At 71.8% G+C, this 22,241-nt stretch carries 19 protein-coding genes; 15 read left to right on the top strand and 4 right to left on the bottom strand.

Annotated features, from left to right (window positions below; all coding sequences use genetic code 11):
* Window positions 1-3 precede the first annotated feature (3 nt).
* From rpsD to truA, 4 genes are all read left to right on the top strand, one after another.
* Window positions 4-630 carry a 30S ribosomal protein S4 gene (gene rpsD / locus ABZS58_RS02135; protein ID WP_354776620.1) on the top strand — a complete coding sequence of 209 codons (627 nt, stop codon included), beginning with the start codon at window positions 4-6 and terminating at the stop codon, window positions 628-630.
* A 115-nt stretch (window positions 631-745) separates the two neighbouring features.
* Window positions 746-1,771 (top strand): DNA-directed RNA polymerase subunit alpha, encoded by a 1,026-nt coding sequence (locus ABZS58_RS02130; protein WP_354776618.1) that lies wholly within the window; start codon window positions 746-748, stop codon window positions 1,769-1,771.
* Window positions 1,772-1,800: 29 nt separating this feature from the next.
* On the top strand, window positions 1,801-2,349 hold the full coding sequence (gene rplQ / locus ABZS58_RS02125) for a 50S ribosomal protein L17 (protein WP_354776616.1): 549 nt from the start codon (window positions 1,801-1,803) through the stop codon (window positions 2,347-2,349).
* Window positions 2,350-2,434: 85 nt separating this feature from the next.
* Window positions 2,435-3,241 (top strand): tRNA pseudouridine(38-40) synthase TruA, encoded by an 807-nt coding sequence (gene truA, locus ABZS58_RS02120; RefSeq protein WP_354776817.1) that lies wholly within the window; start codon window positions 2,435-2,437, stop codon window positions 3,239-3,241.
* 135 nt (window positions 3,242-3,376) lie between these two features.
* Here truA and ABZS58_RS02115 read toward each other — a convergent pair whose 3' ends face one another.
* Window positions 3,377-6,433 carry a hypothetical protein gene (locus ABZS58_RS02115; RefSeq protein ID WP_354776614.1) on the bottom strand — a complete coding sequence of 1,019 codons (3,057 nt, stop codon included), beginning with the start codon at window positions 6,431-6,433 and terminating at the stop codon, window positions 3,377-3,379.
* A gap of 137 nt (window positions 6,434-6,570) precedes the next feature.
* Here ABZS58_RS02115 and ABZS58_RS02110 point away from each other — a divergent pair, with 137 nt between their 5' ends.
* From ABZS58_RS02110 to ABZS58_RS02095, 4 genes are all read left to right on the top strand, one after another.
* Complete coding sequence (locus ABZS58_RS02110; RefSeq protein ID WP_354776612.1) at window positions 6,571-7,197, top strand: methyltransferase; 627 nt, start codon at window positions 6,571-6,573, stop codon at window positions 7,195-7,197.
* Between the two features lie 3 nt (window positions 7,198-7,200).
* A complete protein-coding gene (locus ABZS58_RS02105; RefSeq protein ID WP_354776610.1) occupies window positions 7,201-8,904 on the top strand; it encodes an ATP-binding cassette domain-containing protein in 1,704 nt (567 codons plus the stop codon).
* A gap of 48 nt (window positions 8,905-8,952) precedes the next feature.
* On the top strand, window positions 8,953-9,756 hold the full coding sequence (gene thiD, locus ABZS58_RS02100) for a bifunctional hydroxymethylpyrimidine kinase/phosphomethylpyrimidine kinase (protein WP_354776608.1): 804 nt from the start codon (window positions 8,953-8,955) through the stop codon (window positions 9,754-9,756).
* A gap of 134 nt (window positions 9,757-9,890) precedes the next feature.
* Window positions 9,891-10,136 (top strand): DUF2630 family protein, encoded by a 246-nt coding sequence (locus ABZS58_RS02095; RefSeq protein WP_354776606.1) that lies wholly within the window; start codon window positions 9,891-9,893, stop codon window positions 10,134-10,136.
* 37 nt (window positions 10,137-10,173) lie between these two features.
* Here ABZS58_RS02095 and ABZS58_RS02090 read toward each other — a convergent pair whose 3' ends face one another.
* The 3 genes from ABZS58_RS02090 to nirB form a co-directional block, all read right to left on the bottom strand.
* On the bottom strand, window positions 10,174-11,283 hold the full coding sequence (locus ABZS58_RS02090) for a uroporphyrinogen-III synthase (protein ID WP_354776815.1): 1,110 nt from the start codon (window positions 11,281-11,283) through the stop codon (window positions 10,174-10,176).
* A 195-nt stretch (window positions 11,284-11,478) separates the two neighbouring features.
* Window positions 11,479-11,802, bottom strand: coding sequence for a nitrite reductase small subunit NirD (nirD, locus tag ABZS58_RS02085; RefSeq protein ID WP_354776604.1), 324 nt, complete (start codon window positions 11,800-11,802; stop codon window positions 11,479-11,481).
* The gene (gene nirB / locus ABZS58_RS02080; protein WP_354776602.1) at window positions 11,799-14,249 is read right to left on the bottom strand and encodes a nitrite reductase large subunit NirB; all 2,451 of its coding nucleotides are present in this window, start codon (window positions 14,247-14,249) and stop codon (window positions 11,799-11,801) included. The genes nirD and nirB overlap by 4 nt, the downstream gene beginning before the upstream one ends.
* A gap of 329 nt (window positions 14,250-14,578) precedes the next feature.
* On the opposite strand from nirB, the gene ABZS58_RS02075 reads away from it, so the two are divergent.
* From ABZS58_RS02075 to glmS, 7 genes are all read left to right on the top strand, one after another.
* The gene (locus ABZS58_RS02075) at window positions 14,579-15,280 is read left to right on the top strand and encodes a hypothetical protein (protein WP_354776600.1); all 702 of its coding nucleotides are present in this window, start codon (window positions 14,579-14,581) and stop codon (window positions 15,278-15,280) included.
* 129 nt (window positions 15,281-15,409) lie between these two features.
* Window positions 15,410-16,759: an MFS transporter gene (locus tag ABZS58_RS02070; RefSeq protein WP_354776598.1), complete on the top strand. Its 1,350-nt coding sequence runs from the start codon at window positions 15,410-15,412 to the stop codon at window positions 16,757-16,759.
* A 161-nt stretch (window positions 16,760-16,920) separates the two neighbouring features.
* The gene (rplM, locus tag ABZS58_RS02065) at window positions 16,921-17,364 is read left to right on the top strand and encodes a 50S ribosomal protein L13 (protein WP_354776596.1); all 444 of its coding nucleotides are present in this window, start codon (window positions 16,921-16,923) and stop codon (window positions 17,362-17,364) included.
* Between the two features lie 140 nt (window positions 17,365-17,504).
* Window positions 17,505-17,915, top strand: a complete 411-nt coding sequence (rpsI, locus tag ABZS58_RS02060) for a 30S ribosomal protein S9 (RefSeq protein WP_354776813.1) — start codon at window positions 17,505-17,507, stop codon at window positions 17,913-17,915.
* An 83-nt stretch (window positions 17,916-17,998) separates the two neighbouring features.
* Window positions 17,999-19,348 carry a phosphoglucosamine mutase gene (gene glmM / locus ABZS58_RS02055; protein ID WP_354776594.1) on the top strand — a complete coding sequence of 450 codons (1,350 nt, stop codon included), beginning with the start codon at window positions 17,999-18,001 and terminating at the stop codon, window positions 19,346-19,348.
* Window positions 19,349-19,399: 51 nt separating this feature from the next.
* Window positions 19,400-20,158 carry an SDR family oxidoreductase gene (locus tag ABZS58_RS02050; protein ID WP_354776592.1) on the top strand — a complete coding sequence of 253 codons (759 nt, stop codon included), beginning with the start codon at window positions 19,400-19,402 and terminating at the stop codon, window positions 20,156-20,158.
* Between the two features lie 143 nt (window positions 20,159-20,301).
* A complete protein-coding gene (glmS, locus tag ABZS58_RS02045) occupies window positions 20,302-22,173 on the top strand; it encodes a glutamine--fructose-6-phosphate transaminase (isomerizing) (RefSeq protein ID WP_354776590.1) in 1,872 nt (623 codons plus the stop codon).
* Window positions 22,174-22,241 lie beyond the last annotated feature (68 nt).

The raw sequence follows: 22,241 nt of genomic DNA, 5'->3' as shown, positions 1-22,241 counted from the left end.
AAGATGGCTCGTTACACAGGTGCCGACTGCCGTCGCTGCCGGCGCGAGAAGATGAAGCTGTTCCTCAAGGGCAGCAAGTGCGACGGGCCGAAATGCCCGTTCGAGTCGCGTCCCTTCCCGCCCGGCCAGCACGGCCGCGGTCGGCCGAAGGAGACCGAGTACCTGCTGCAGCTGCGCGAGAAGCAGAAGGCCCGCCGCATCTACGGCGTCCTCGAGCGTCAGTTCGCCGGCTACTTCGACGAGGCCGTGTCCAAGCCGGGCAAGACCGGTGAGGAGCTGCTCAAGATCCTTGAGTCGCGTCTCGACAACGTGGTCTACCGCGCCGGCCTCGCCACCTCGCGTGACGCGGCTCGCCAGCTGGTGAACCACGGTCACATCCAGGTCAACGGCAAGAAGGTCGACATCGCGTCGTACCGGCTGCGTGAGCACGACATCGTGCAGGTGCGGCCGAAGTCGCGGGAGCTGACCCCGTTCCAGATCGCTCAGGGCCTCGCGGGCAGCAAGACCGTCCCGGCGTGGCTGGAGTTCATCCCCAGCGAGCTCAAGGTCCTGGTGCACAGCCTGCCCGCGCGGCAGGTCATCGACACCCAGGTCCAGGAGCAGCTGATCGTCGAGCTCTACAGCAAGTAGCACGGCTTTACGGAGGCGGGGCGTTCGCGCCCCGTCTTCTTGGGCGCACCGAACGGTGTGCGCTTCTCGGAGCGCGTCAAATAGTGGGCGCGCAACGAACTGGAGGAACCGCAAAGTGCTCATCTCCCAGCGTCCGAGCCTCGCCGAAGAGTCCATCAGCGAGACCCGGTCCAAGTTCACCATCGAGCCGCTCGAGCCCGGCTTCGGCTACACCCTCGGCAACTCGCTGCGTCGCACCCTGCTCAGCTCGATCCCGGGCGCGGCGGTGACCAGCATCAAGATCGACGGTGTCCTGCACGAGTTCACCACCATCCCCGGTGTCAAGGAGGACGTGGTCGAGCTCGTCATGAACGTCAAGGAGCTGTGCGTCAGCTCCGAGCACGACGAGCCGGTCTCGATGTACCTGCGCAAGCAGGGCCCCGGTGACGTCACGGCGGGCGACATCCAGCCCCCGGCCGGCGTCTCCGTGCACAACCCCGACCTGAAGCTGGCCACGCTCAACGGCAAGGGCCGCCTCGACATGGAGCTGACCGTCGAGCGCGGGCGCGGCTACGTGACCGCCAACCAGAACAAGCAGCAGGGCCAGGAGATCGGGCGGATTCCGATCGACTCGATCTACTCGCCGGTTCTGAAGGTCACTTACCGCGTCGAAGCCACCCGTGTCGAGCAGCGCACCGACTTCGACCGGCTCATCATCGACGTCGAGACCAAGGCGTCGCTGACCCCCCGCACCGCGCTGGCCTCGGCCGGCTCGACCCTCGTCGAACTCTTCGGCCTGGCCCGTGAGCTCGACGCGGACGCCGAAGGCATCGACATCGGCCCGTCGCCGCAGGACGCGCAGCTCGCTGCCGACCTGGCGCTGCCGATCGAGGAGCTCGACCTCACCGTCCGCTCGTACAACTGCCTCAAGCGCGAGGGCATCAACTCCGTCGGGGAGCTGATCAGCCGCACGGAAGCAGACCTCCTCGATATAAGGAATTTCGGTCAGAAGTCGATCGACGAGGTCAAGATGAAGCTCGCCGGGATGGGTCTGGGTCTCAAGGACTCCGCCCCGACGTTCGACCCGGCACACGTCGTGGACTCGTTCGCCGATGTTTCCTACGACGACACCGACGACTACCGCGAGACCGAGCAGCTCTAACCGGCTGCTGTCCGATTTGAGGAGCCCCAATGCCCACGCCCACCAAGGGTCCCCGCCTCGGCGGCAGCCCCGCGCATGAAAAGCTGATGCTGGCGAACCTCGCCACGTCGCTGTTCAAGCACGGTCGCATCCAGACCACCGAGACGAAGGCCAAGCGGCTGCGCCCGCTCGCCGAGCAGCTCATCACCAAGGCCAAGCGCGGCGATCTGCACGCGCGCCGTCAAGCGCTCGCCGTGGTGCGCGACAAGGACGTGGTGTTCCAGCTGTTCGACCAGATCGCGCCGCGGTTCGCCACCCGCCCGGGTGGTTACACCCGCATCGTGAAGACCGGCCCGCGCAAGGGTGACGCCGCTCCGATGGCGATCATCGAGCTGGTCGAGGAGCTCGAGGTCGCCGCCGCGCCGGCGCCGCGCAAGGCAGCCGCTCGCAAGGCCGCCAAGGCCGACTCGATCGCGGTCCTCGCCGGCGACGACGCTGACGAGGCCCCCGCCGCCGCGTCGGCGTCCGCCTCGGACGAGGCCGCGTCGGAGTCGGCCGACGAGGCCGCCGCGGACGAGGACGAGCAGAAGAAGGCCTGACCATCGGCTTGAGGTCGGCCTGCAATCGACGGCCCGGCACCCCGCGACGGGGTGCCGGGCCGGCTTCTTTCTGGAGGGTGTGTTGATCCGTGTCCGCCTCGACGTGGCGTACGACGGGACCGGCTTCTCCGGCTGGGCGGTCCAGCCGGCCCGCCGCACCGTCGCCGGGGAGCTGACCACGGTCCTGCTGCGCCTGTTCGGCACCGTCGAGGGTCTGACCGTCGCGGGCCGCACCGACGCCGGCGTCCACGCCACCGGGCAGGTCTGCCACGTCGACGTCCCCGCCGACCGCTGGGAGGCCCTCGCGCCGGCGCTGCTGCGCAAGCTGGCCGGCCTGCTCCCGCCCGACGTGCGGGTCAACGCGGCCGCCGAGGTGCCGCCGGAGTTCGACGCCCGCTTCTCCGCGTTGTCCCGCCGGTACGAGTACCGCGTCACCGACGCCGTGGCGGGCGCCGCACCACTGCGCCGTCACGACACGGTGGCCTGGCCCCGTCCGCTCGACCTCGACGCGCTGAACGCCGCCGCCGCGGGCCTCGTCGGGGAGCACGACTACGCCGCCTTCTGCCGCCGCAAGGAACACGCCACCACGATCCGGGACGTGAACCGCCTCGACTGGCGCCGCGACCCCGACGGCATCCTGGTCGCGACCGTCCAGGCCGACGCCTTCTGCCAGCAGATGGTCCGCAGCCTGGTGGGCGCGCAGCTCTTCGTCGGCGACGGCCGCCGCGAGCCGTCGTGGCCCGCCGGGCTGCTCAGCCGCAAGGTGCGCGCGGACGAGGTGACGGTCGCGCCGGCGTACGGGCTCGCGCTCGTCGAGGTCAGGTACCCGGACGACCCGGCAGAGTTGCGCCGCCGCTCCGAACTGACCCGCCGCCGCCGCGACGCCGACTGATCTGCGGCTGGTCGACGCCTTCCGCCCGAAACCCGGTCCCGAAGTCCGCCGCGATGCCGACCCGCGATGCCGACCCGCGATGCCGACCCGCGCGGTCCTGCCCGTCCCGGCTGCGCCGTCCTGCCTGCCTTCGCCCTAGCTGGCAGGTGCTGAGCCGGGCAGGGACGCGGCAGGGGTGGCGTCCGGCTGGATGATCGCGCGGTCGCCGATGATGCCGTTCTCCAGGTAGGTCTCGACGATGTCGTACGTGATCTGGTTCGGGTATGGGTCGTCGGGCGCGAAGTCCTTCCCGTCGACCCTGGCGATCACGACGAACGCGATGAAGTGGCCGCGGTAGTTCCAGCCGAGCTGGGTGGGTGCGCGGACGATCGCGTCGGTGCCGGTGCCCGCGCCGACGCTCATCCCGGCGAAGCGGCCCTTCTGTCCGTCGACGATGGGCTTGACGCCGTCGAACGCGGTCGCGGCGGCCTTCTCGGTGTCGAGGTTGAAGATCCCGGCGGTGATCAGGTATTCCTCGCTGGGGTTCTTCATCGTCGCCCGCACGACCTCGGAGCAGCCGGCGCCGGCCAGCAGCGTGGCCAGATCGTCGGTGGCCGCGGTCTTGCAGTCGGGCGACGCCTGCGTCTTGAGGATCAGGTACGGCGGCTCGTCCGGGGCCGCGACGATGCTGTTCTGCGGGAAGACCTCGGCCTCGGTGAGCGGGTTGGGGTCCACCTGGCGGCTGCTGATGTCGCGCTTCTTCGGGCCGGCAGGGGTGCTGGAGCGGGCCGACTCGGGCCCGTTCTTCTCGTCCTTGAAGATGAACCAGGAGCCCAGGCCGCATGCGGCGAGCAGGACGATCACGCCGATGACGCTGAGCGCGGCGATCCAGCGGTGCGGGCGGTGCTCGACCCGGCCCGCGTCGGAGCCGGCGGTGCGGGAGTCGGGGCGCCGGTTGTCGGGGCGTCCCGGCGGCCGGCTGCCCTGCGACTTGCCCGGTGGCTTCTGCAGCGACCGCTGGGTCCCGCCGGTGGTGTACTCGTCGCCGCCCCGCCCCCGCCCACGGCGGCCGCTGGTGGTCGACGGCTCGTCGAACGGCAACCCGTCGTCGAGCGGGCGCCGCTGATGCGGTGCCTCGTCCGCCGGGGGTCGCCGCCGGGTGGCGGTGCCGCTCGCCTCGAACGCGGCGCTCGCCGGCTCGTAGCCCGCACCGGCCCGGTCGAAGCCGGGACCGGTGGGCTCGAACCCGCGCCGCCGCGCCGTCCCGGTGTCGTCGCGCCGGGCCGGTCCGTCGTCGAAGCCCCGCCCCCGCCGCCCGGTCCCGGTGTCGTCCCGCCGAGGCCCGGCCAGGTCGTCCCGTCGAAGCGCGCCGGTCTCGTCCCGCCGCGGTCCGGTGGTGTCGTCACGGCGGAGCCCGGAGGTCTCGTCGCGCCGGCGCCCGGCGAGCTCGTCCCGGCGTCCGGCGAGCTCGCCACGGCGCAGCGCGCCGGGGTCGTCCCGCCGCGGCCCGGCCAGGTCGTCGCGGCGCAGGCCGGAAGTGTCGTCGCGGCGTGGGCCGGTGGGGTCGTCGCGACGGAGGTTGGAGGTGTCGTCGGGCGCGCCGGTGTAGAAGCCGCCGCGACGTCCCGAACCCGGACCGCCGGATGAGCCTGGACCGCCGGATGAGCCTGGACCGCCGGATGAGCCTGGACCGCCGAAAGCGTCCCGCCCGCCGGAGGAGTCCCGCCCGCCGGCAGGACCGGAGCCGGCCGGGGCGTCGAAGCCCGACCCGGCGGAAGGACCGAAGCCGGAGCCCGTGGCGGGACCACCGGCAACCCCTGGGCCGGAGCGCTGCCGTCCCACGCCCGTCTCAGGACCGCCCGGCTCGAAGCCGCCGCGACCCCGCCGGGACGTGCCGGTGTCGTCGCGCCGTAACGCGGCCGGGTCCTCGGCGGCGCGGGACCGCCGGCCCGGTGCGGTGTCGGCGCCACCGCCTCGGGATCGACGTCCCGTGCCGGTGTCGTCCCGTGGGGCAGCGCCGGCCGGCTCGTCGAACCGGCTGCGGGCGCCCGTCGACGTGCTCTCGGCCTCCTCCTCCGCCGCGCGGCGGGCCCGGCGGCCGGTCGTGCCGCCGCTGGTCGGGCTGCTGTCGGGGCGCATCGTCGGGAAGATCGGCACGAGCGGCGGCGGCTCGGTCGTGGCCCGGGGCGGCGTGTAGTCCGCGAGGGGTTTGATGATGGGCTCGAGGGCGGGTCCGTGACCGTACGACTCCGAAGGGCGACCTTCCGTGGCGCGCCGGCCACTACCGGTCGGCTCGTCGTCGGTGCGCGCCCTGCGCCGCCCGCCGCGCGACTCGGTGGTCTCGACGGGCGGTGGCGGCTCGATCGCGGCACGTGCCGGCGGCGGCGGGCCCGGACGGCCGAACACCCCGCTCGGCGAGTCACCCCGACCGGCCCGGGGACCCGCGGGCGGCTCGTCGTGGACAGGGCGGAACGCGCCACCGGCGTCACCCTCGCGCAACGGCCGGAACGTCCCGCTCGGCGGCTCCTGCGGCGTCCTGAAGGAACCGCTCGGCGGCTCCTGGGGCGTCCTGAAGGGGCCGCTCGGGGAGTCCTGCGGCGTCCTGAAGGAACCGCTCGGGGATTCCTGGGGGGCCCTGAAGGAACCGCTGGGGGACTCCTGCGGAGCTCTGAACGAGCCGCTCGGCGACTCCCGAGGCGCCCGGAAGGACCCACTGGGGGAGTCGTCGCGCGGTCCGCGGAACGCCCCGCTGGGCGAGTCGTCCCGAGGGCCCCGGAAGACCCCGCTCGGCGAGTCCTCGCCCGGCGGCCGGCGGCGACCACCCTGCCCGTCGCCCGGCGGCGGCGGCACCCGGAACGAGCCGCTCGGGGATTCCTGCGGCGCCCGGGACGTCCCGCTGGGGGAGTCGTCGCGCGGTCCGCGGAACGTCCCGTTGGGGGAGTCGTCGCGCGGTCCGCGGAACACCCCGCTGGGCGAGTCGTCCCGGGGACCCCGGAACACCCCGCTCGGCGAGTCGTCAGGACGCGAACGGCCGCCCCGACCGCCGCGGAGGTCGTCGAAGGCCGGCTCGTCATACGCGGGCGGCGGCGGAGCGCTGAACGGGTCCGGTCCGCTGCCGCGGAGCCCGGCCAACCAGTTGTCGGCCTCGTCCGCCTCGTCCCGGCGGAACGAGTCGGAGCGCCGCTTGCGGCGCTGCTCGTTGCCAGAAGTCATGTCGCACAGGGTAGCCGACCGTCCTGGGTGGTGGCTTGTCGGCGATGTTTCGCACAATCCGAACGAGTGGGCCGCGAGCAGGGCCGTTCACCTGCTTGGGGACAATGTGTTGCGGCAACGGTCAAGGAAGGGGCATCGTGTCCGGCGAGCACTACTTCACCGCCGAGCCCGCAGTGGCGACGGTGCGGCACGACGTCGTGTTCACCGTCGATGACCAGGAGTTCCGCCTGGTCGCGGCGGGCGGCGTGTTCTCGGCCAGCAGGCTGGACCCCGGCACTTCGGTGCTGCTGCAGCGTGCGCCGCTGCCGGACGGGGCGACGACCGGCGACCTCCTGGACCTCGGTTGCGGGTACGGGCCCATCGCGACGGTCCTCTCCCGGAGAGCTCCGGACGCGACGATCTATGCGGTCGACGTGAATCAGCGGGCACTGGAGCTCGCCGAGGAGAACACCGGTCCGAACGTGATCACCGCGCTGCCCGACGACGTGCCGGAGACTGTCGGGTTCGCGCAGATCTGGTCCAACCCGCCGATCCGCATCGGCAAGCCGGAGCTGCACGCGCTGCTGCTGCGCTGGCTGCCGCGGCTCACCCCGGACGGCACGGCGTGGCTGGTCGTGGCCAAGAACCTCGGCGCCGACTCGCTCCAGCGGTGGATCGAAGAGCAGGGGTTCAGCGCCGAGCGGTACGCCAACCACAAGGGCTTCCGGATCTTCAAGGTCCGAAAAGCGGGCGACGCGGGGCCGAACGACGCGCAGAATTCCTGATTCGTGGGATACGTGGACGTGGCAGGGGTCGGGCACACCCTCGCGGATGGTCGGGAACTCTTCGCCGAGGTGTCGTTCCGGGTGGGTGAGGGCGCCAAGGTCGCGCTCGTCGGGCCGAACGGCGCGGGCAAGACGACGCTGCTGAAGATGGTGGCCGGCGACCTGCCGGTGCGCAGCGGCGTGATCGCGCGCTCCGGCGGGCTCGGCGTGATGCGCCAGTTCATCGGCATGATCGGCGACGACCGCACCCTGTACGACCTGGCGCTGCAGCTCGCGCCGACCGGGTTGCGCGCGGCGGGCGAGCGGCTGCACGCCGCCGAGGTCGCGATGCACGCCGAGGGCACGGAGAAGACGCAGCTGCGGTACGCGAACGCCCTCGCCGCATGGGGTGAGGCCGGCGGGTACGACGCCGAGGTCCTCTTCGACACGGTGAGCGTCGCCGCGCTGAACAAGCCCTGGGACGAGACCCGCGACCGGCCGGTGCGCACCCTGTCCGGCGGGCAGCAGAAACGCTTCGCGCTGGAGCTGCTGCTGCGCGGCGACGACGAGGTCCTGCTGCTCGACGAGCCCGACAACTTCCTGGACGTACCGGGGAAGCGCTGGCTGGAGGACCGCCTGCGGGAGTCGTCGAAGTCGGTGCTCTACGTGTCGCACGACCGTGAGCTTCTCGCCAGGTCCGCGGACCGGGTCGTGGCGGTCGAGGGCGGCTCGGCGTGGGTGCACCCCGGTGGGTTCGCGTCCTGGCACGAGGCGCGGGTCGCCCGCCACGAGCGCCTCGACGAGCTGCGCCGCCGCTGGGACGAGGAGCATCAGAAGCTCAAGGACCTCGTCTTCATGTACAAGACGAAGGCCGCCTTCAACGACGGGCTCGCGTCGCGCTATCAGGCGGCGCAGACCCGGCTGAAGAAGTTCGAGGAGGCGGGCCCTCCGCCCACGCCGCCGAAGGACCAGGACATCCGGATGCGGCTGTCCGGTGGTCGTACCGGCAAACGCGCCGTCATGTGCGAGCAGCTGGAGCTGGAAGGGCTCACCTACCCCTTCGACCTGGAGATCTGGTACGGCGACCGGGTCGCGGTCCTGGGTGGCAACGGCACGGGCAAGTCGCACTTCCTGCGGCTGCTGGCCCGCGGCGGCACCGACCCGGACCCGGCGCAGACCCCGATCGGCGTCCAGGTTGACCCGGTCGGTGCGGCGGGCTCCACGGGGCGCGACGAGAACCGCGGGATCGCGCCCGTCGCGCACGGCGGGCAGGTCCGGCTCGGCGCGCGGGTGCGGCCCGGGCACTTCTCGCAGACCCACGACCGGCCCGAGCTGCTCGACAAGACCCTGGTCGAGATCCTGTGGCGGGGCGACGACTGGCGCACCGGGCTGCCGAGGCCACAGGCGATGCCGGCGCTGTCGCGGTACGAGCTGGCGGCGCAGGCGGACCAGCGCTTCGGGACGTTGTCCGGCGGGCAGCAGGCCAGGTTCCTGGTGCTGCTGCTGGAGCTGTCCGGGGCGACGCTGCTGCTGCTCGACGAGCCGACCGACAACCTCGACCTGGCCAGCGCCGAGGCCCTGGAGGAGGGGCTGCGCAGCTTCGACGGGACCGTGATCGCGGTGACGCACGACCGCTGGTTCAGCCGGTCGTTCGACCGTTTCGTGCTGTTCCGCGCGGACGGTGAGGTCGTCGAGGTGCCGGAGCCGGTGTGGGAAGGGCGCGGTTGACGGACGCCGTGTCCGTGGCCGTGCGTCACCGGGTGCTCACATGGGCGGGTGGATCCTGCTGTTGTGCTCACCGTCGGCGCGTCCGACTCGTCCGGTGGTTCCGGAATACAGGCCGACCTGCGCACCCTCGCCGCGATGCGGATGCACGGTGCGTCGGTCGTGACAGCGGTGGTGTCGCGGAACACGCGCGGCACCACCGACGTGTACCCGCAGCCGGCGACCGTCGTGTCGGGGCAGCTCGGCAGCGTCCTGGAGGACCTGCCAGTCACCGCCGTGAAGACCGGCGTGTTCCCCAACCCGGACACGGCGATCGCGGTCGCCGCCCGGGCCAGGTCGGGGGCGCTGCCGAACCTCGTCGTCGACCCGGTCCTGGAGACCACCGGCGGCGGGTCCCGCAAGGGCCTGGCGGCGGCGCTGGAGCGGCTGCTGCCGCACGCGCTGGTCGCCACCCCCAACCGGGAGGAGGCGTCGCTGTTCGTCGGGTGGCAGGTCGTCACGCCCGCGGACATGGCGAAGGCGGCGGCGCAGCTGTCAGCGGGCGGCCCGCGGTACGTGGTGATCACCGGGGGTGACTTCATGGTCGGCGACGACGCGATCGACGTGGTCTGGGCAGACGGATCCGCCCGGCTCCTGCACAGCCCGCGGGTGACGAGCCGCAACACCGACGGCAGCGGCGCGACGTTCGCGACGGCGGTCGCGGCGCGGCTCGCGTTCGGCGACGACCCGGTCGAGGCGGTCACCTGGTCGAAGGGCTTCGTCGGCCGGGCGATCAGCGACGCCTCGGAGTGGCGGATCGGGGCCGGCACCGGGCCGATCGACCAGTTCGGCTGGTCGTCGCTCACCCTGCGGTAGTACTTCGGCGGTCACCAGGTCGGCGGCGTGACCGTGGTGTGGACGATGAGTAGTGCCGCGGCGGTCACCACGGCAGCGGCGTGGGCGATCAGGAGTACCGCGGCGGTCACCGGAGAAGCGGGCATGATTGCGGCATGGACGAGAAGACGTTGATCCACCAGATCTCGGCGCTTGTGGACGACGAGCACAAGCTGAGGACCCAGCTGCAGGCCGGCAAGATCACCGAGGACGAGGAGCACGAGCGGCTCCGCACCATCGAGGAGCAGCTCGACCAGCTCTGGGACCTGCTGCGTCGCCGCCGGGCCGCGAAGCTGCAGGGCGTCGCCCCCGACCAGGTCGAGGCGCACGGGGTCGACGAGGTCGAGCACTACCTGCAGTGACCGGCCGCCCCACCCCGTGTGCCAACGCGAGCCTTGGTCAGTCCACTCGCAGCCGATAGCCGCGCTTGACCACGGTCTGCACGAAGGCGGGCCCGCCGAGTGCGGCCCGTAGCCGTGCGACGGCCATCTCGACCGCGTGCTCGTCGGCGCCGCGGGGAAGTTCGCGCAGCAGCGCCGCCCGGGACAGGACCCGTCCGGGCGACGCTGCGAGCGCCCGCAGCACCGCCATCGGGCCGGGGGCCAGTGGCTTGAGCGTGCCGTCGATGATCGCGGCGTGCCCGCGCAGCGTGACCGCGGCGCCCGCGACATGCAGTGTGGGGGCGCGCTTCGGCAGCTCGTCGACGAGGATGCGCACCAGGGCGCCGAGCCGGGCCCGCTGCGGCGCCGCGACGGGCACGCCGAGGCGCTTGAGCGGCGCGGCCGTCACCGGGCCCACGCACGCGGCGAGGACGTCGGTCCGCAGCGCCTCCAGGACGTCGGGTGCCTCGGCGCCGGCGACCCGGAGCAGCGAGCTGACCGCCGGCGCGGACGTGAACGTCACCGAGTCGACGAGCCGCGAGCAGATCAGGTCGACCAGCCGCCGCAGGGGCGCGGGATCGACGGGCGGCGCCCACCGGTACACGGGGACCTCCACGACGATCGCCCCGGCGTCGCGCAACGCGCTCGTGAACTCCGGGTGCGGCTCGCCGTGCAGCTGCAGCGCGATCCGCCGGCCGGCGATCCCGCCCGGGTAGCCGCCGCCGAGGAGGAAGTCGAGGACCTCGTCGCAGCTCTCCGTGTCCGGGGACCAGGCCTCGATCATGCCGGCGGCGCGGACCGCGCCCTTCGCCTTCGGGCCGCGGGCGATCAGGTACGCGTCGGCGAGCCTCGACCGCAGCGACTCGCCGAGCCCCCAGCCCTCCGCCGCCTCGATCCAGCCACGCAGGCCGATGCCGGTCGTCGCGATCACGATCTCCGGTGGGACCTCGACGCACGAGACGGTCGCGGCCTTCAGCTCGGTGTCGTCGGCGACGGGCACGATCCGCAGCGCCGGCGCGAGCACGACCCGGGCGCCGCGGCGCTCCAGCAGCGCGCTGAGCTCGTCGCGGCGCCGGTCGGCGGTCACCGCGACCGTGAACCCCGCCAACGGAAGGTCCTCACCGGACATCGGCCTGGCCTCCAGAGTGCTGCTCGCGCTCATGCCGTCGCCTCCGCTGCGCTCCGACGCCGGCCTGAGCCAACACTGCGCCCATGGTGAGAGACCTCTCCGCTGCGCTCCGAGGCCCTCACGCCGTCGCCTCCGCTGCGCTCCGACGCCGGCCTGAGCCAATGGTGAGCGGCCCTCCGCTGCGCTCCAGGCCGCTCACGTGACAGCCACTTCGACGACGCCGTCGCGGATGCGGACCGGGTAGACCGGCACGCGGACGCCCGGCTGGTCCAGGCACTCGCCGCTGCGCAGGTCGAACACCTGCTTGTGCATCGGCGAGGCGACCGTCGGCACCTCGCCGCGGCTGCCCACGATGCCGCGGGACAGCACCGCCGCGCCGGAGATCGGGTCGAGGTTGCCGATGGCGTGCACGTCGCCGTCGTGCACCCGGAACAGCGCCACCTGCGCCCCGTCGACCAGGGCGGCGACCCCGCGTTCCGGTTCGAGTCGGGGGTACGGGCAGACCACGGTCCACTTCATGAGCGCACTCCAAGGACGACAGGAACGGGCTGACCGCGTTCGGAAGCGAACGAGATCGTCGGGTCCGGGGTGTCCGGGGCGTTGACGAACGACACGAACCGGGCGAGGCGCTCCGGGTCGTTGATCGTGGCCTGCCACTCGTCGACGTAGGAGCCGACGTGGTGGGCCATCATGGCGTCGAGCTCGGCGGCGATGCCGAGGGAGTCCTCGACGACGACGGCCCGCAGGTAGTCCAGGCCGCCCTCCATGGCCTCGATCCACGCCGAGGTGCGCTGCAGCCGGTCCGCGGTGCGGATGTAGAACATCAGGAACCGGTCGACGAGCGTGATCAGCTCCCCGGTGGTGAGGTCCGCGGCGAGCAGGTCGGCGTGCCTGGGCCGGAAGCCGCCGTTGCCGCCGACGTAGAGGTTCCAGCCGTTGTCGGTGGCGATGATGCCGAAGTCCTTGCCCTTCGCCTCGGCGCACTCGCGGGCGCAGCCGGACACGGCGGACTTGAGCTTGTGCGGCGCGCGCAGCCCGCGGTACCGCAGCTCCAGCTCGACGGCGAGTCCGACGGAGTCCTGCACGCCGTACCGGCACCAGGTCGAACCGACGCAGGACTTCACGGTCCGCAGGGCCTTGCCATAGGCGTGCCCGGACTCGAAGCCCGCCTCGACGAGCCGGTGCCAGATCGCCGGCAGCTGCTCCACGCGGGCGCCGAGCAGGTCGATGCGCTGCCCGCCGGTGATCTTCGTGTACAGGTTGAAATCGCGGGCGACCTCACCGATGACGATCAGCTTGTCGGGCGTGATCTCCCCGCCGGGGATGCGCGGGATCACCGAATAGGTGCCGTTGCGCTGGATGTTGGCGAGGAAGTGGTCGTTGGTGTCCTGCAGCGTCGCCTGCTCGCCGTCCAGGACGTAGTCGTTGTGCAGCGACGCGAGGATCGAGGCGACCGTCGGCTTGCAGATGTCGCAGCCGCGCCCGGTGCCGTGCTCGGCGACGAGCTGCGAGAACGTGCGGATGTCCCGGACCCGGATGATGTCGAAGAGCTCGGCGCGCGACTGGGTGAAGTGCTCGCACAGCGCCTTGCTCGCGGTCACCCCGCCCTCGGCCAGGAGCTGTTTGAGCAGCGGCACGCACGAGCCGCAGCTGGTGCCGGCGCGGGTGCACGCCTTCAGCGCGGCCACGTCGGTGCAGCCCTGCTCGTGGATCGCCGCGGTGACCCGGCCCTTCGTGACCGCGTTGCAGGAGCAGATCTGGGCGTCCTCGGACAGCGCGGCGCGGGGCGCGTCCCCGGCCAGCAGCGCGAGCGGCGATGCCGGCAGCGGCCCGCCGACGCTGGCCCGCAGCGTCGGGTAGGAGCCGGCGTCGCCGACGAGGATGCCGCCGAGCAGGGTCTGCGCGTCGTCGGAGAGGACCAGCTTCGCGTACGTGCCGCGGGAAGGGTCGAGGTAGACGACGTCGAGGAGGTCGGTGCGCAGCGCGTCACCGAAGCTGGCCACGTCGACGCCGAGCAGTTTCAGCTTCGTCGACGTGTCCGCGCCCGGGAACGACGCGTCGCCGCCGAGGAGCCGGTCCGCGACGGTCTCCGCCATCGCGTAGCCGGGCGCGACCAGCCCGTAGCAGCGGCCGTCGATCTCCGCGCACTCGCCGATCGCGTACACGGCCGGGTCGTCGGTCCGGCAGCCGGCGTCGACGACCACCCCGCCGCGCGCCCCCGTGGCGAGGCCCATCGCGCGGGCCAGCTCGTCGCGCGGCCGGATCCCGGCGGCCACCACGACGATGTCCGCCGGGATGTGCGCGCCGTCGGACAGCGTCAGCGCGAGGGTGCCGTTGATGGCCTTCGTCGGGCGGATGGCGGTGGTCGCCGCGCCCAGATGCACCCGGACGCCGAGGTCCTCGACGTACTTGCGCAGGACCGCGCCGCCGGCCTCGTCCACCTGCACCGGCATCAGCCGTGGCGCGAACTCGATCACGTGCGTGCGGAGGCCGAGCAGGCGCAGCGCGTTCGCCGCCTCCAGGCCGAGCAGGCCGCCGCCGATGACCGCGCCGACCTCCCGGCCCTCCGCGTGCGCCCGGATCGCCTCCAGATCGTCCAGGGTCCGGTAGACGAACACGCCGGCCTGGTCGACGCCGGTGATCGGCGGGACGAACGCCGACGAGCCCGTCGCGAGCACCAGCGCGTCGTAGGAGTACGTGCCGCGGGCGGTGGTGACCTTGCGCGCGGCCCGGTCGATCGTCAGGGCCGGCTCGCCGAGGTGCAGGTCGACGCCGTCCGGCACGTCGTACGTGAGGTCCGCCGCGGACGCGCCGTCGAAGAACGCCGACAGCCGCACCCGGTCGTACGCGGACCGGTCCTCCTCGGCGAGGACGGTGATCTCCCAGGAGTCCGCGGTGTCGCGGGCGCGCAGCGCCTCCACGAACCGGTGCCCGACCATGCCGTGGCCGACGACCACGACCTTCACCGGACACCGCCGTTACGCGGGCATGGCGACTTGGTTTCGGCGCTGTTACCGCCGGACTCCGGCGAGACGCCGGGTGGCGAGCTTGCGATGGCGACCGCTTCGGACATGGCCAAAAGGCTGCCGCCGGGCGGTTTCGCTCCAGGGTCCCGAATGTTTCGCGCCTGCTAAGAGCGCCTCACACGACCGGTGAGCGGGAAGTTACCGCATGGCGTCGACGGCGGTCGATCTCTTCGGGCAGGTGAACGGTAGGTCACATCCGCCCGAGATAGGGTTCGGCGATCTGCTCGCAGGGGTAGACAGTAACGGACCCCGATATGAGGAGGAACCAGATGCGCTCGACCGCCAAGGTCACCATCGTGGCCATGACGGCGCTCGGCATGGGGCTCGCCGGGTGCAGTGACGGCGCCGGCACCCCCAGCGCCGGTAGCAGCGGCAAGACCTCGGCCGGCGCCTCGGCGGCGACCTCGTCCGGTGCCTCGTCCGGTGCCCCGGCCGGCACGCCCGGGACCGGTGCCGCGGCGCCGTGCCTGGTCGGCACCTGGAAGGCCACCGGGCTCGACGGCAAGCTCAGCGGACCGGTCACCGGCACCTTCGCCGGTGGCGGCGGCACCCTGCTGACGATCGACTCGGCCGGCAAGGCCCAGGTCGACTTCGGCTCGATGCAGCCGGTCACGTTCGCGTTCACCGTCGCCGGCGGCGACGTGAAGGGCAGCTTCGGCTACGGCGGCAAGGTCAACGGCACCGTCAAGACGCCGGCCGCCGCCACCGGCACCTGGGAGCCGACCGGCACCGTCGACTTCAGCACCCTCACCGTCACCGTGGACCTGACCAGCCCCGCGGCGGTCCGCGTCGCCGACAAGACCTCCATCGCCGACTTCGCCGGCACCGGCACCGCCGACACCGGCGGCGCGGTGGACGCCCAGCCCGTCCTGAAGAAGAGCAGCTACGACTGCTCCGGCGGCACCACCCTCAAGCTCGGCCCGCCGCAGGGCGGCCCCGACACCGGCACCTGGACCTTCTCGAAGGCCTGATCGCACCCCCGAGCAGAAGGCGGCCGTCCGGTTCTCACAACCGGGCGGCCGCCGCCGTGGGGGAAACGTTTCGGCGAGGACAAGAACCGGTGCGAGCGATCGAAACGTGTCGCCCATACCTTGCCCACCATGACTCTCGCCGTGGAAACCACCGAGCCGGGCGCGCAGCCCCCGCGCCCCCGCCGCGGCCGCTGGATCACCGACTGGCGGCCCGAAGACCGCACCTTCTGGGAGGACGGCGGCGCGAAGATCGCCCGTCGCAACCTCGTCGTCTCCATCCTGTCGGAGCACATCGGGTTCTCCATCTGGAGCCTCTGGTCGGTCTTCGTGCTCTTCCTCGGCCCGCAGTACGGCTTCGACCCGGCGCAGAAGTTCCTGCTCACCAGCGCACCCACGCTCGTCGGCGCGGTGCTGCGGCTGCCCTACACCTTCGCGGTCGCCACCTTCGGCGGCCGGAACTGGACCATCTTCAGCGCCCTGATGCTGCTGGTCCCGAGCGTCCTGGCCGGCATCGTGCTGGAGCCCGGCGTCTCCTTCACCACCCTGCTGCTCGTCGCGTCGGTCGCCGGCGTCGGCGGCGGCAACTTCGCCTCCTCGATGGCGAACATCAACGCCTTCTACCCTTCTCGGCTCAAGGGCTGGGCGCTGGGCATCAACGCCGGCGGCGGCAACATCGGCGTCCCCGCCGTGCAGCTCGTCGGCCTGCTCGTGCTCGCCACCGCCGGCGCCGCGCACCCGCGCCTCATCATCCTGATCTACCTGCCGCTGATCGTCGTCGCGGCCGCGCTCGCCGCGATCCACATGGACAACCTCACGCACGCGTCGAACGACCGGCGGGCCATGCGCGACGTCGTCAAGGACCGGCACGCGTGGATCATGTCCCTGCTGTACATCGGCACCTTCGGATCCTTCATCGGCTTCGGCTTCGCGTTCGGCCAGGTGCTCCTGGTGCAGTTCAAGTCCGACTTCGACACCCCAGTGAAGGCGGCCTACCTCACCTTCCTGGGTCCGCTGCTCGGCTCGCTCATCCGCCCCGTCGGCGGCCTGCTCGCCGACCGCTTCGGCGGGGCGAAGATCACCTTCTGGAACTTCGTCGGCATGGCACTCGGCGCGACCGGTGTGCTCATCGCGTCGCGGCAGCACTCCCTGCCGTTGTTCCTGACCGGCTTCATCTGCCTGTTCATCTTCAGCGGCATCGGCAACGGCTCGACGTACAAGATGATCCCGGCGATCTTCCGGGCGAAGTTCCCCCACGACGAGAACCAGTCCCGGCGGCTCGCCACGGCGCTCATCGGCGTGGCCGGGGCGATCGGCGCGGCCGGTGGTGTCCTGGTCAACCTCGCGTTCCGGCAGTCCTTCCTCGCGTACAAGACGGGCGACGGCGCCTACATCGCATTCCTTGCCTTCTACGCCGTCTGTTTCGCCGTCACCTGGTTCGTCTACCTGCGCAAGTCACCCAACCGGTTGGAAGGGGTCTGAGGGGCCGTTTTGACCGCACAACAGCGGCCCGGTATCGTGGAACGCTGTTGTGCGATGACAAGGCGTCCCCACCGTTCGGGTACGCTAGGTGGTCGTGCGCCCCTTAGCGCCGCCATGAGAGCGCACCCCAGAACCGACGACGTGGAAGACAAGGTAGACCTGTGGGTACGTACAGCCCGAAGCCGGGTGAAATCGAGCGCGTGTGGCACGTCATCGACGCGTCGGACGTCGTGCTCGGCCGTCTGGCCACGCACGCCGCCACGCTGCTGCGCGGTAAGCACAAGCCGACGTTCGCCCCGCACGTGGACACCGGCGACTTCGTCATCGTGATCAACGCCGGCAAGGTGGCGCTGACCGGCAACAAGCGGCAGACCAAGATCGCCTACCGGCACTCGGGCTACCCGGGCGGCCTCAAGGCGGTCGGCTACGAGGAGCTGCTGACCAAGAACCCGGAGCGCGCGATCGAGCTGGCCGTCAAGGGCATGCTCCCGCACAACCGCCTCGGTGCCCGGCAGATCCGCAAGCTGAAGGTCTACGCGGGCGCTGAGCACCCGCACGCCGCGCAGCTGCCCCAGCCGTTCGAGATCAAGCAGATCGCGCAGTGAGCGCGGACGAAGGACTGAGCGTGACCGACGAGACCGTCGAGACCATCGACACCGAGGCGCCCGCCGCTGAGCCGGCCCCCGCTGCTGTCGCCACCGTCGAGACCCCCGCGCCCACCGTCGAGACGACGGCCACCGCGAAGGTGCCGACCCGTTCCCGCCGCGCCGGCCAGCCGATCCAGACCGTTGGCCGCCGCAAGGAGGCCATCGTCCGGGTCCGCCTGATCCCCGGCACCGGCAAGTTCCTCCTCAACGGCCGTGAGCTGGAGAACTACTTCCCCAGCAAGGTCCACCAGCAGTCCGTCAAGGAGCCGCTGGTCATCGTCGAGAAGGTCGACCAGTTCGACGTCTTCGCCAACCTGCGTGGCGGCGGCACCACCGGTCAGGCCGGCGGCCTGCGCCTCGCGATCGCCCGCGCGCTCATCGAGAACGACCCCGATGACCGCCCGGCGCTGAAGAAGGCCGGCTTCCTCACCCGTGACGCCCGCGCCACCGAGCGCAAGAAGTACGGTCTGAAGAAGGCCCGCAAGGCCCCGCAGTACTCGAAGCGCTAAAAAAGCTTCTTGGCCGGGTGCACCCTGGAGGTGTACCCGGCCGATTTGCGTTCGCGGCCTTATAGCTCAACGGAGGTATCGCAGTGGGGCGACTCTTCGGCACCGACGGCGTCCGCGGACGCGCCAACGCCGACCTGACTCCCGAGCTGGCCATGGCCGTAGCCATCGCCGCGACCCAGGCGCTGTTCGAACGGGATCACTCCCACGCACCCGTCGCGGTCGTCGGCCGTGACCCGCGGGCCAGCGGCGAGATGCTCGAAGCGGCCGTCGTCGCCGGGCTCACCAGCGCCGGCGCCAACGTGGTCCGGGTCGGCGTCCTGCCCACCCCGGCCGTGGCGTATCTCACCGGCGTCCTCGACGCGGACATCGGCGTGATGCTGTCCGCCTCGCACAACCCGATGCCCGACAACGGGATCAAGCTCTTCGCCGCCGGCGGGCACAAGCTCCCCGACGAGGTCGAGGACGAGATCGAGCGGCTCATCACCGAGGGCAGCAAGACCCGCCCCACCGGCGCCGGCGTCGGCCGCGTCACCGACCTCGCCGACGGTGAGGACCGCTACGTCCGGCACCTGCTGACCTCGCTGCCCGGCCCGCTCGTCGAGCTGAAGGTCGTCGTCGACTGCGCGAACGGTGCCGCTTCGTCCGCCGCTCCCGAGGCGTACCGCCGCGCCGGCGCGCACGTCATCGCGATCAACGCTGACCCCGACGGTCTCAACATCAACGAGGACTGCGGCTCCAACCACCTCGACCAGCTCCGCGCCGCCGTCGTCGAGCACGGCGCCGACCTCGGCATCGCGCACGACGGCGACGCCGACCGGTGCCTCGCCGTCACCGCCGCCGGCGCCGAGGTCGACGGCGACCAGATCATGGCCGTCCTCGCCCTCGCGATGCGCGACGGCGGCCTGCTCAAAGACGACACGCTCGTCGCGACCGTCATGAGCAACCTCGGCCTGAAGATCGCCATGGCCGACGCCGGGATCCGGCTGCTGGAGACCCGCGTCGGCGACCGCTACGTCCTCGACGAGCTCCGCGCGAAGGGCCTGGCCCTCGGCGGCGAGCAGAGCGGCCACATCGTCATGCCGGCGTTCGCGACCACCGGCGACGGCGTCCTGACCGCCCTGCACCTCATGGGCCGTATGACGGGCACCGGCAAGACCCTCGCCGACCTCGCCGCCGTCGTACAGCGGCTGCCGCAGGTCCTGATCAACGTGCCCGTCGGCGACCGGGCCGCGGCCGCGAAGGCCGCCCAGGTCCTCGACGCCGCGAAGCAGGTCGAGGCGGAGCTCGGTGGCGCCGGCCGGGTCCTGCTGCGGCCCTCGGGCACCGAGCAGCTCGTCCGGGTCATGGTCGAGGCGGCCACCCTGGAGATCGCACGCGAGGCCGCGGAGCGCATCGCCGGCATCGTCCGCACGGTCTCACCCGCTTCCTCATGATCTTCCGGATCATGAAAAGGGCGGCGGCTACCGGGGGGTAACGTGCGGCGCATGACTGACGCCCGCACCGTTCTCGTCACCGGCGCCTCCCGCGGCATCGGCAAGGCGACCGCCGTCGCCTTCGCCGCGCAGGGCTGCAACGTCGTGCTCACCTCCCGCGACCAGGAGGCGCTCGACGCCGTCGCGGAGGAGATCCGCGCCGCCCATCCGTCCGCGGGGGTGCTCGCGCACGCCGCACACGCCGCCGAGCCCGACCAGGCGGGCGCCGCCGTCGACGCGGCCATGGCCCGCTTCGGCGCGATCGACGTCCTGGTCAACAACGCCGGCACCAACCCGTACTTCGGGCCGCTCATGGACATCGACCCGGTCCGCGCGGAGAAGACCGTCCGGCTCAACCAGTTCGGGCCCGTGCTGTGGAGCCAGCTGGCCTGGAAGGCGTCCATGTCCAGCCGGGGCGGCGCGATCGTCAACGTCGCCTCCGTCGGCGGCCTGCTCACCGAGCCCGGCATCGGCTACTACAACGCCACCAAGGCCGCGGTCATCCACCTCACCCGGCAGCTCGCCGCCGAACTCGCGCCGGCCGTCCGCGTCAACGGCGTCGCCCCCGGCATCGTGCGCACCAAGCTCGCCCGCGGCCTGTGGGAGAACAACGAGCAGTACCTCAGTGACCACCTCCCGCTCGGGCGCATCGGCGAACCCGACGACATCGCCGACGTGATCACGTTCCTCGGCGGGCCCGCGTCGCGGTGGATGACCGGCCAGACCCTCGTCATCGACGGTGGCGCCCAGATCCGCTCGTCCCTCGCTTGAGAACTCGCCGCGTGCTACCCCTCCGTCGCGCTGGGTAGCACGCGGAACGGGAAGCCGCAATCATCCCACTGTGCGCATCCGTAATGCGCAATCACGACAGTTTCGAGCAGGAGTGGTGCTCGAAGTTCTGCTACGGTACGGGCATGTGCGGAATCGTGGGGTACGCCGGCGCGCGTCCGGCCCTGACCATCGTCCTTGACGGCCTGCGTCGGCTGGAGTACCGCGGCTACGACTCCGCAGGGGTCGCCATCGTCGACGACGTGCTGCGCACCGCCAAGCGCGCCGGCAAGCTCGCCAACCTCGAGAAGGCCCTGCAGAACGAGGAGGGGCTCGACGCCGGCACCACCGGCATCGGCCACACCCGATGGGCGACGCACGGCGGCCCGACCGACCGCAACGCGCACCCGCACCGCTCGGTCGACGGCCGCGTCGCGGTCATCCACAACGGCATCATCGAGAACTTCGCGAAACTGCGCGCCGAGCTGGAGCAGGAGGGCGTCGAGTTCGCCAGCGACACCGACACCGAGTGCGCCGCCCATCTGCTGAGCGCCGAGCTCGACGCCCTCGCCGGCGCGTTCACCGACCCGGCGGAGCGGCTGGCTGAGGCGATGCGGGCCGTCTGCCGCCGCCTCGAAGGCGCGTTCACCCTGCTCGCCGTCGACGCGCAGGCGCCCGGCGCGGTCGTCGGCGCGCGCCGCAACTCGCCGCTCGTCGTCGGGCGCGGCCAGGGGGAGAACTATCTCGCCAGCGACGTGTCGGCGTTCATCGAACACACCCGCGAGGCCGTCGAGCTCGGCCAGGACCAGGTCGTGCTGATCACCGGCGACGCCATCGTGATCACCGACTTCCTCGGCAACCCCGCCGAGGGCAAGGACTTCCACATCAACTGGGACATCTCCGCCGCCGAGAAGGGTGGCTACGAGTACTTCATGCTCAAGGAGATCGCCGAGCAGCCGCACGCCGTCGCCGAGACCCTCCTCGGCCGGCTCAACGAGCAGGGCGACCTGCTGCTCGACGAGGTGCGCCTCACCGACCAGGACCTCCGCGACGTCGACAAGATCATCATCATCGCGTGCGGCACCGCCTACCACGCGGGCATGGTCGCCAAGTACGCCATCGAGCACTGGACCCGCATCCCGTGCGAGGTGGAGCTCGCCAGCGAGTTCCGCTACCGCGACCCGGTCCTGGACCGCTCCACGCTCGTCGTGGCCATCTCCCAGTCCGGGGAGACCATGGACACCCTGATGGCGCTGCGGCACGCGAAGGAGCAGAAGGCGCGCGTCCTCGCCATCTGCAACACCAACGGGTCCACGATCCCGCGCGAGTCCGACGCCGTGCTCTACACCCACGCCGGCCCCGAGATCGCGGTCGCCTCGACGAAGGCGTTCCTGACCCAGCTCGTCGCCTGCTACCTCGTCGGGCTGCACCTCGCGCAGGTCCGCGGCATCAAGTACGCCGACGAGGTCGGCGCGGTCGTCGCCCAGCTGCAGGAGATGCCGCAGAAGGTCGAGCAGGTCCTGGCGATGATGGAGCCGATCCGCAAGCTCGCCCGGGAGCTCGCCGACGCCAAGAGCGTCCTGTTCATCGGCCGGCACGTCAGCTACCCGGTGGCCCTCGAAGGCGCGCTGAAGCTCAAGGAGCTCGCCTACATGCACGCCGAGGGGTTCGCCGCCGGTGAGCTGAAGCACGGGCCGATCGCGCTGATCGACGAGGGCACGCCGGTCGTGTGCGTGGTGCCCTCGCCGAGGGGGCGCGGCGTGCTGCACGACAAGGTCGTCTCCAACATCCAGGAGATCAGGGCCCGCGGCGCCCGGACCATCGTGATCGCCGAGGAGGGCGACACCGCGGTCGAGCCCTACGCCGACCACCTCTTCCACGTGCCCGTCACGCCGACGCTGCTCGCGCCGCTGGTCACGACCGTGCCGCTGCAGGTCCTGGCGTGCGAGATCGCGTCGGCCCGCGGGCATGACGTCGACCAGCCGCGCAACCTCGCGAAGTCGGTCACCGTCGAATAGCCGCCGCCGCGGGTGCTCATCACCCGCAGGATCGCCGCGGGTGTTCGTCGCCGTGGATCGGTCGGTGT

Source organism: Dactylosporangium sp. NPDC005555 (genome assembly GCF_040605635.1).
Taxonomy (GTDB): domain Bacteria; phylum Actinomycetota; class Actinomycetes; order Mycobacteriales; family Micromonosporaceae; genus Dactylosporangium.
Note: the sequence above shows the minus strand (reverse complement) of the source record. Positions and strands in the feature narration are given on the sequence as shown.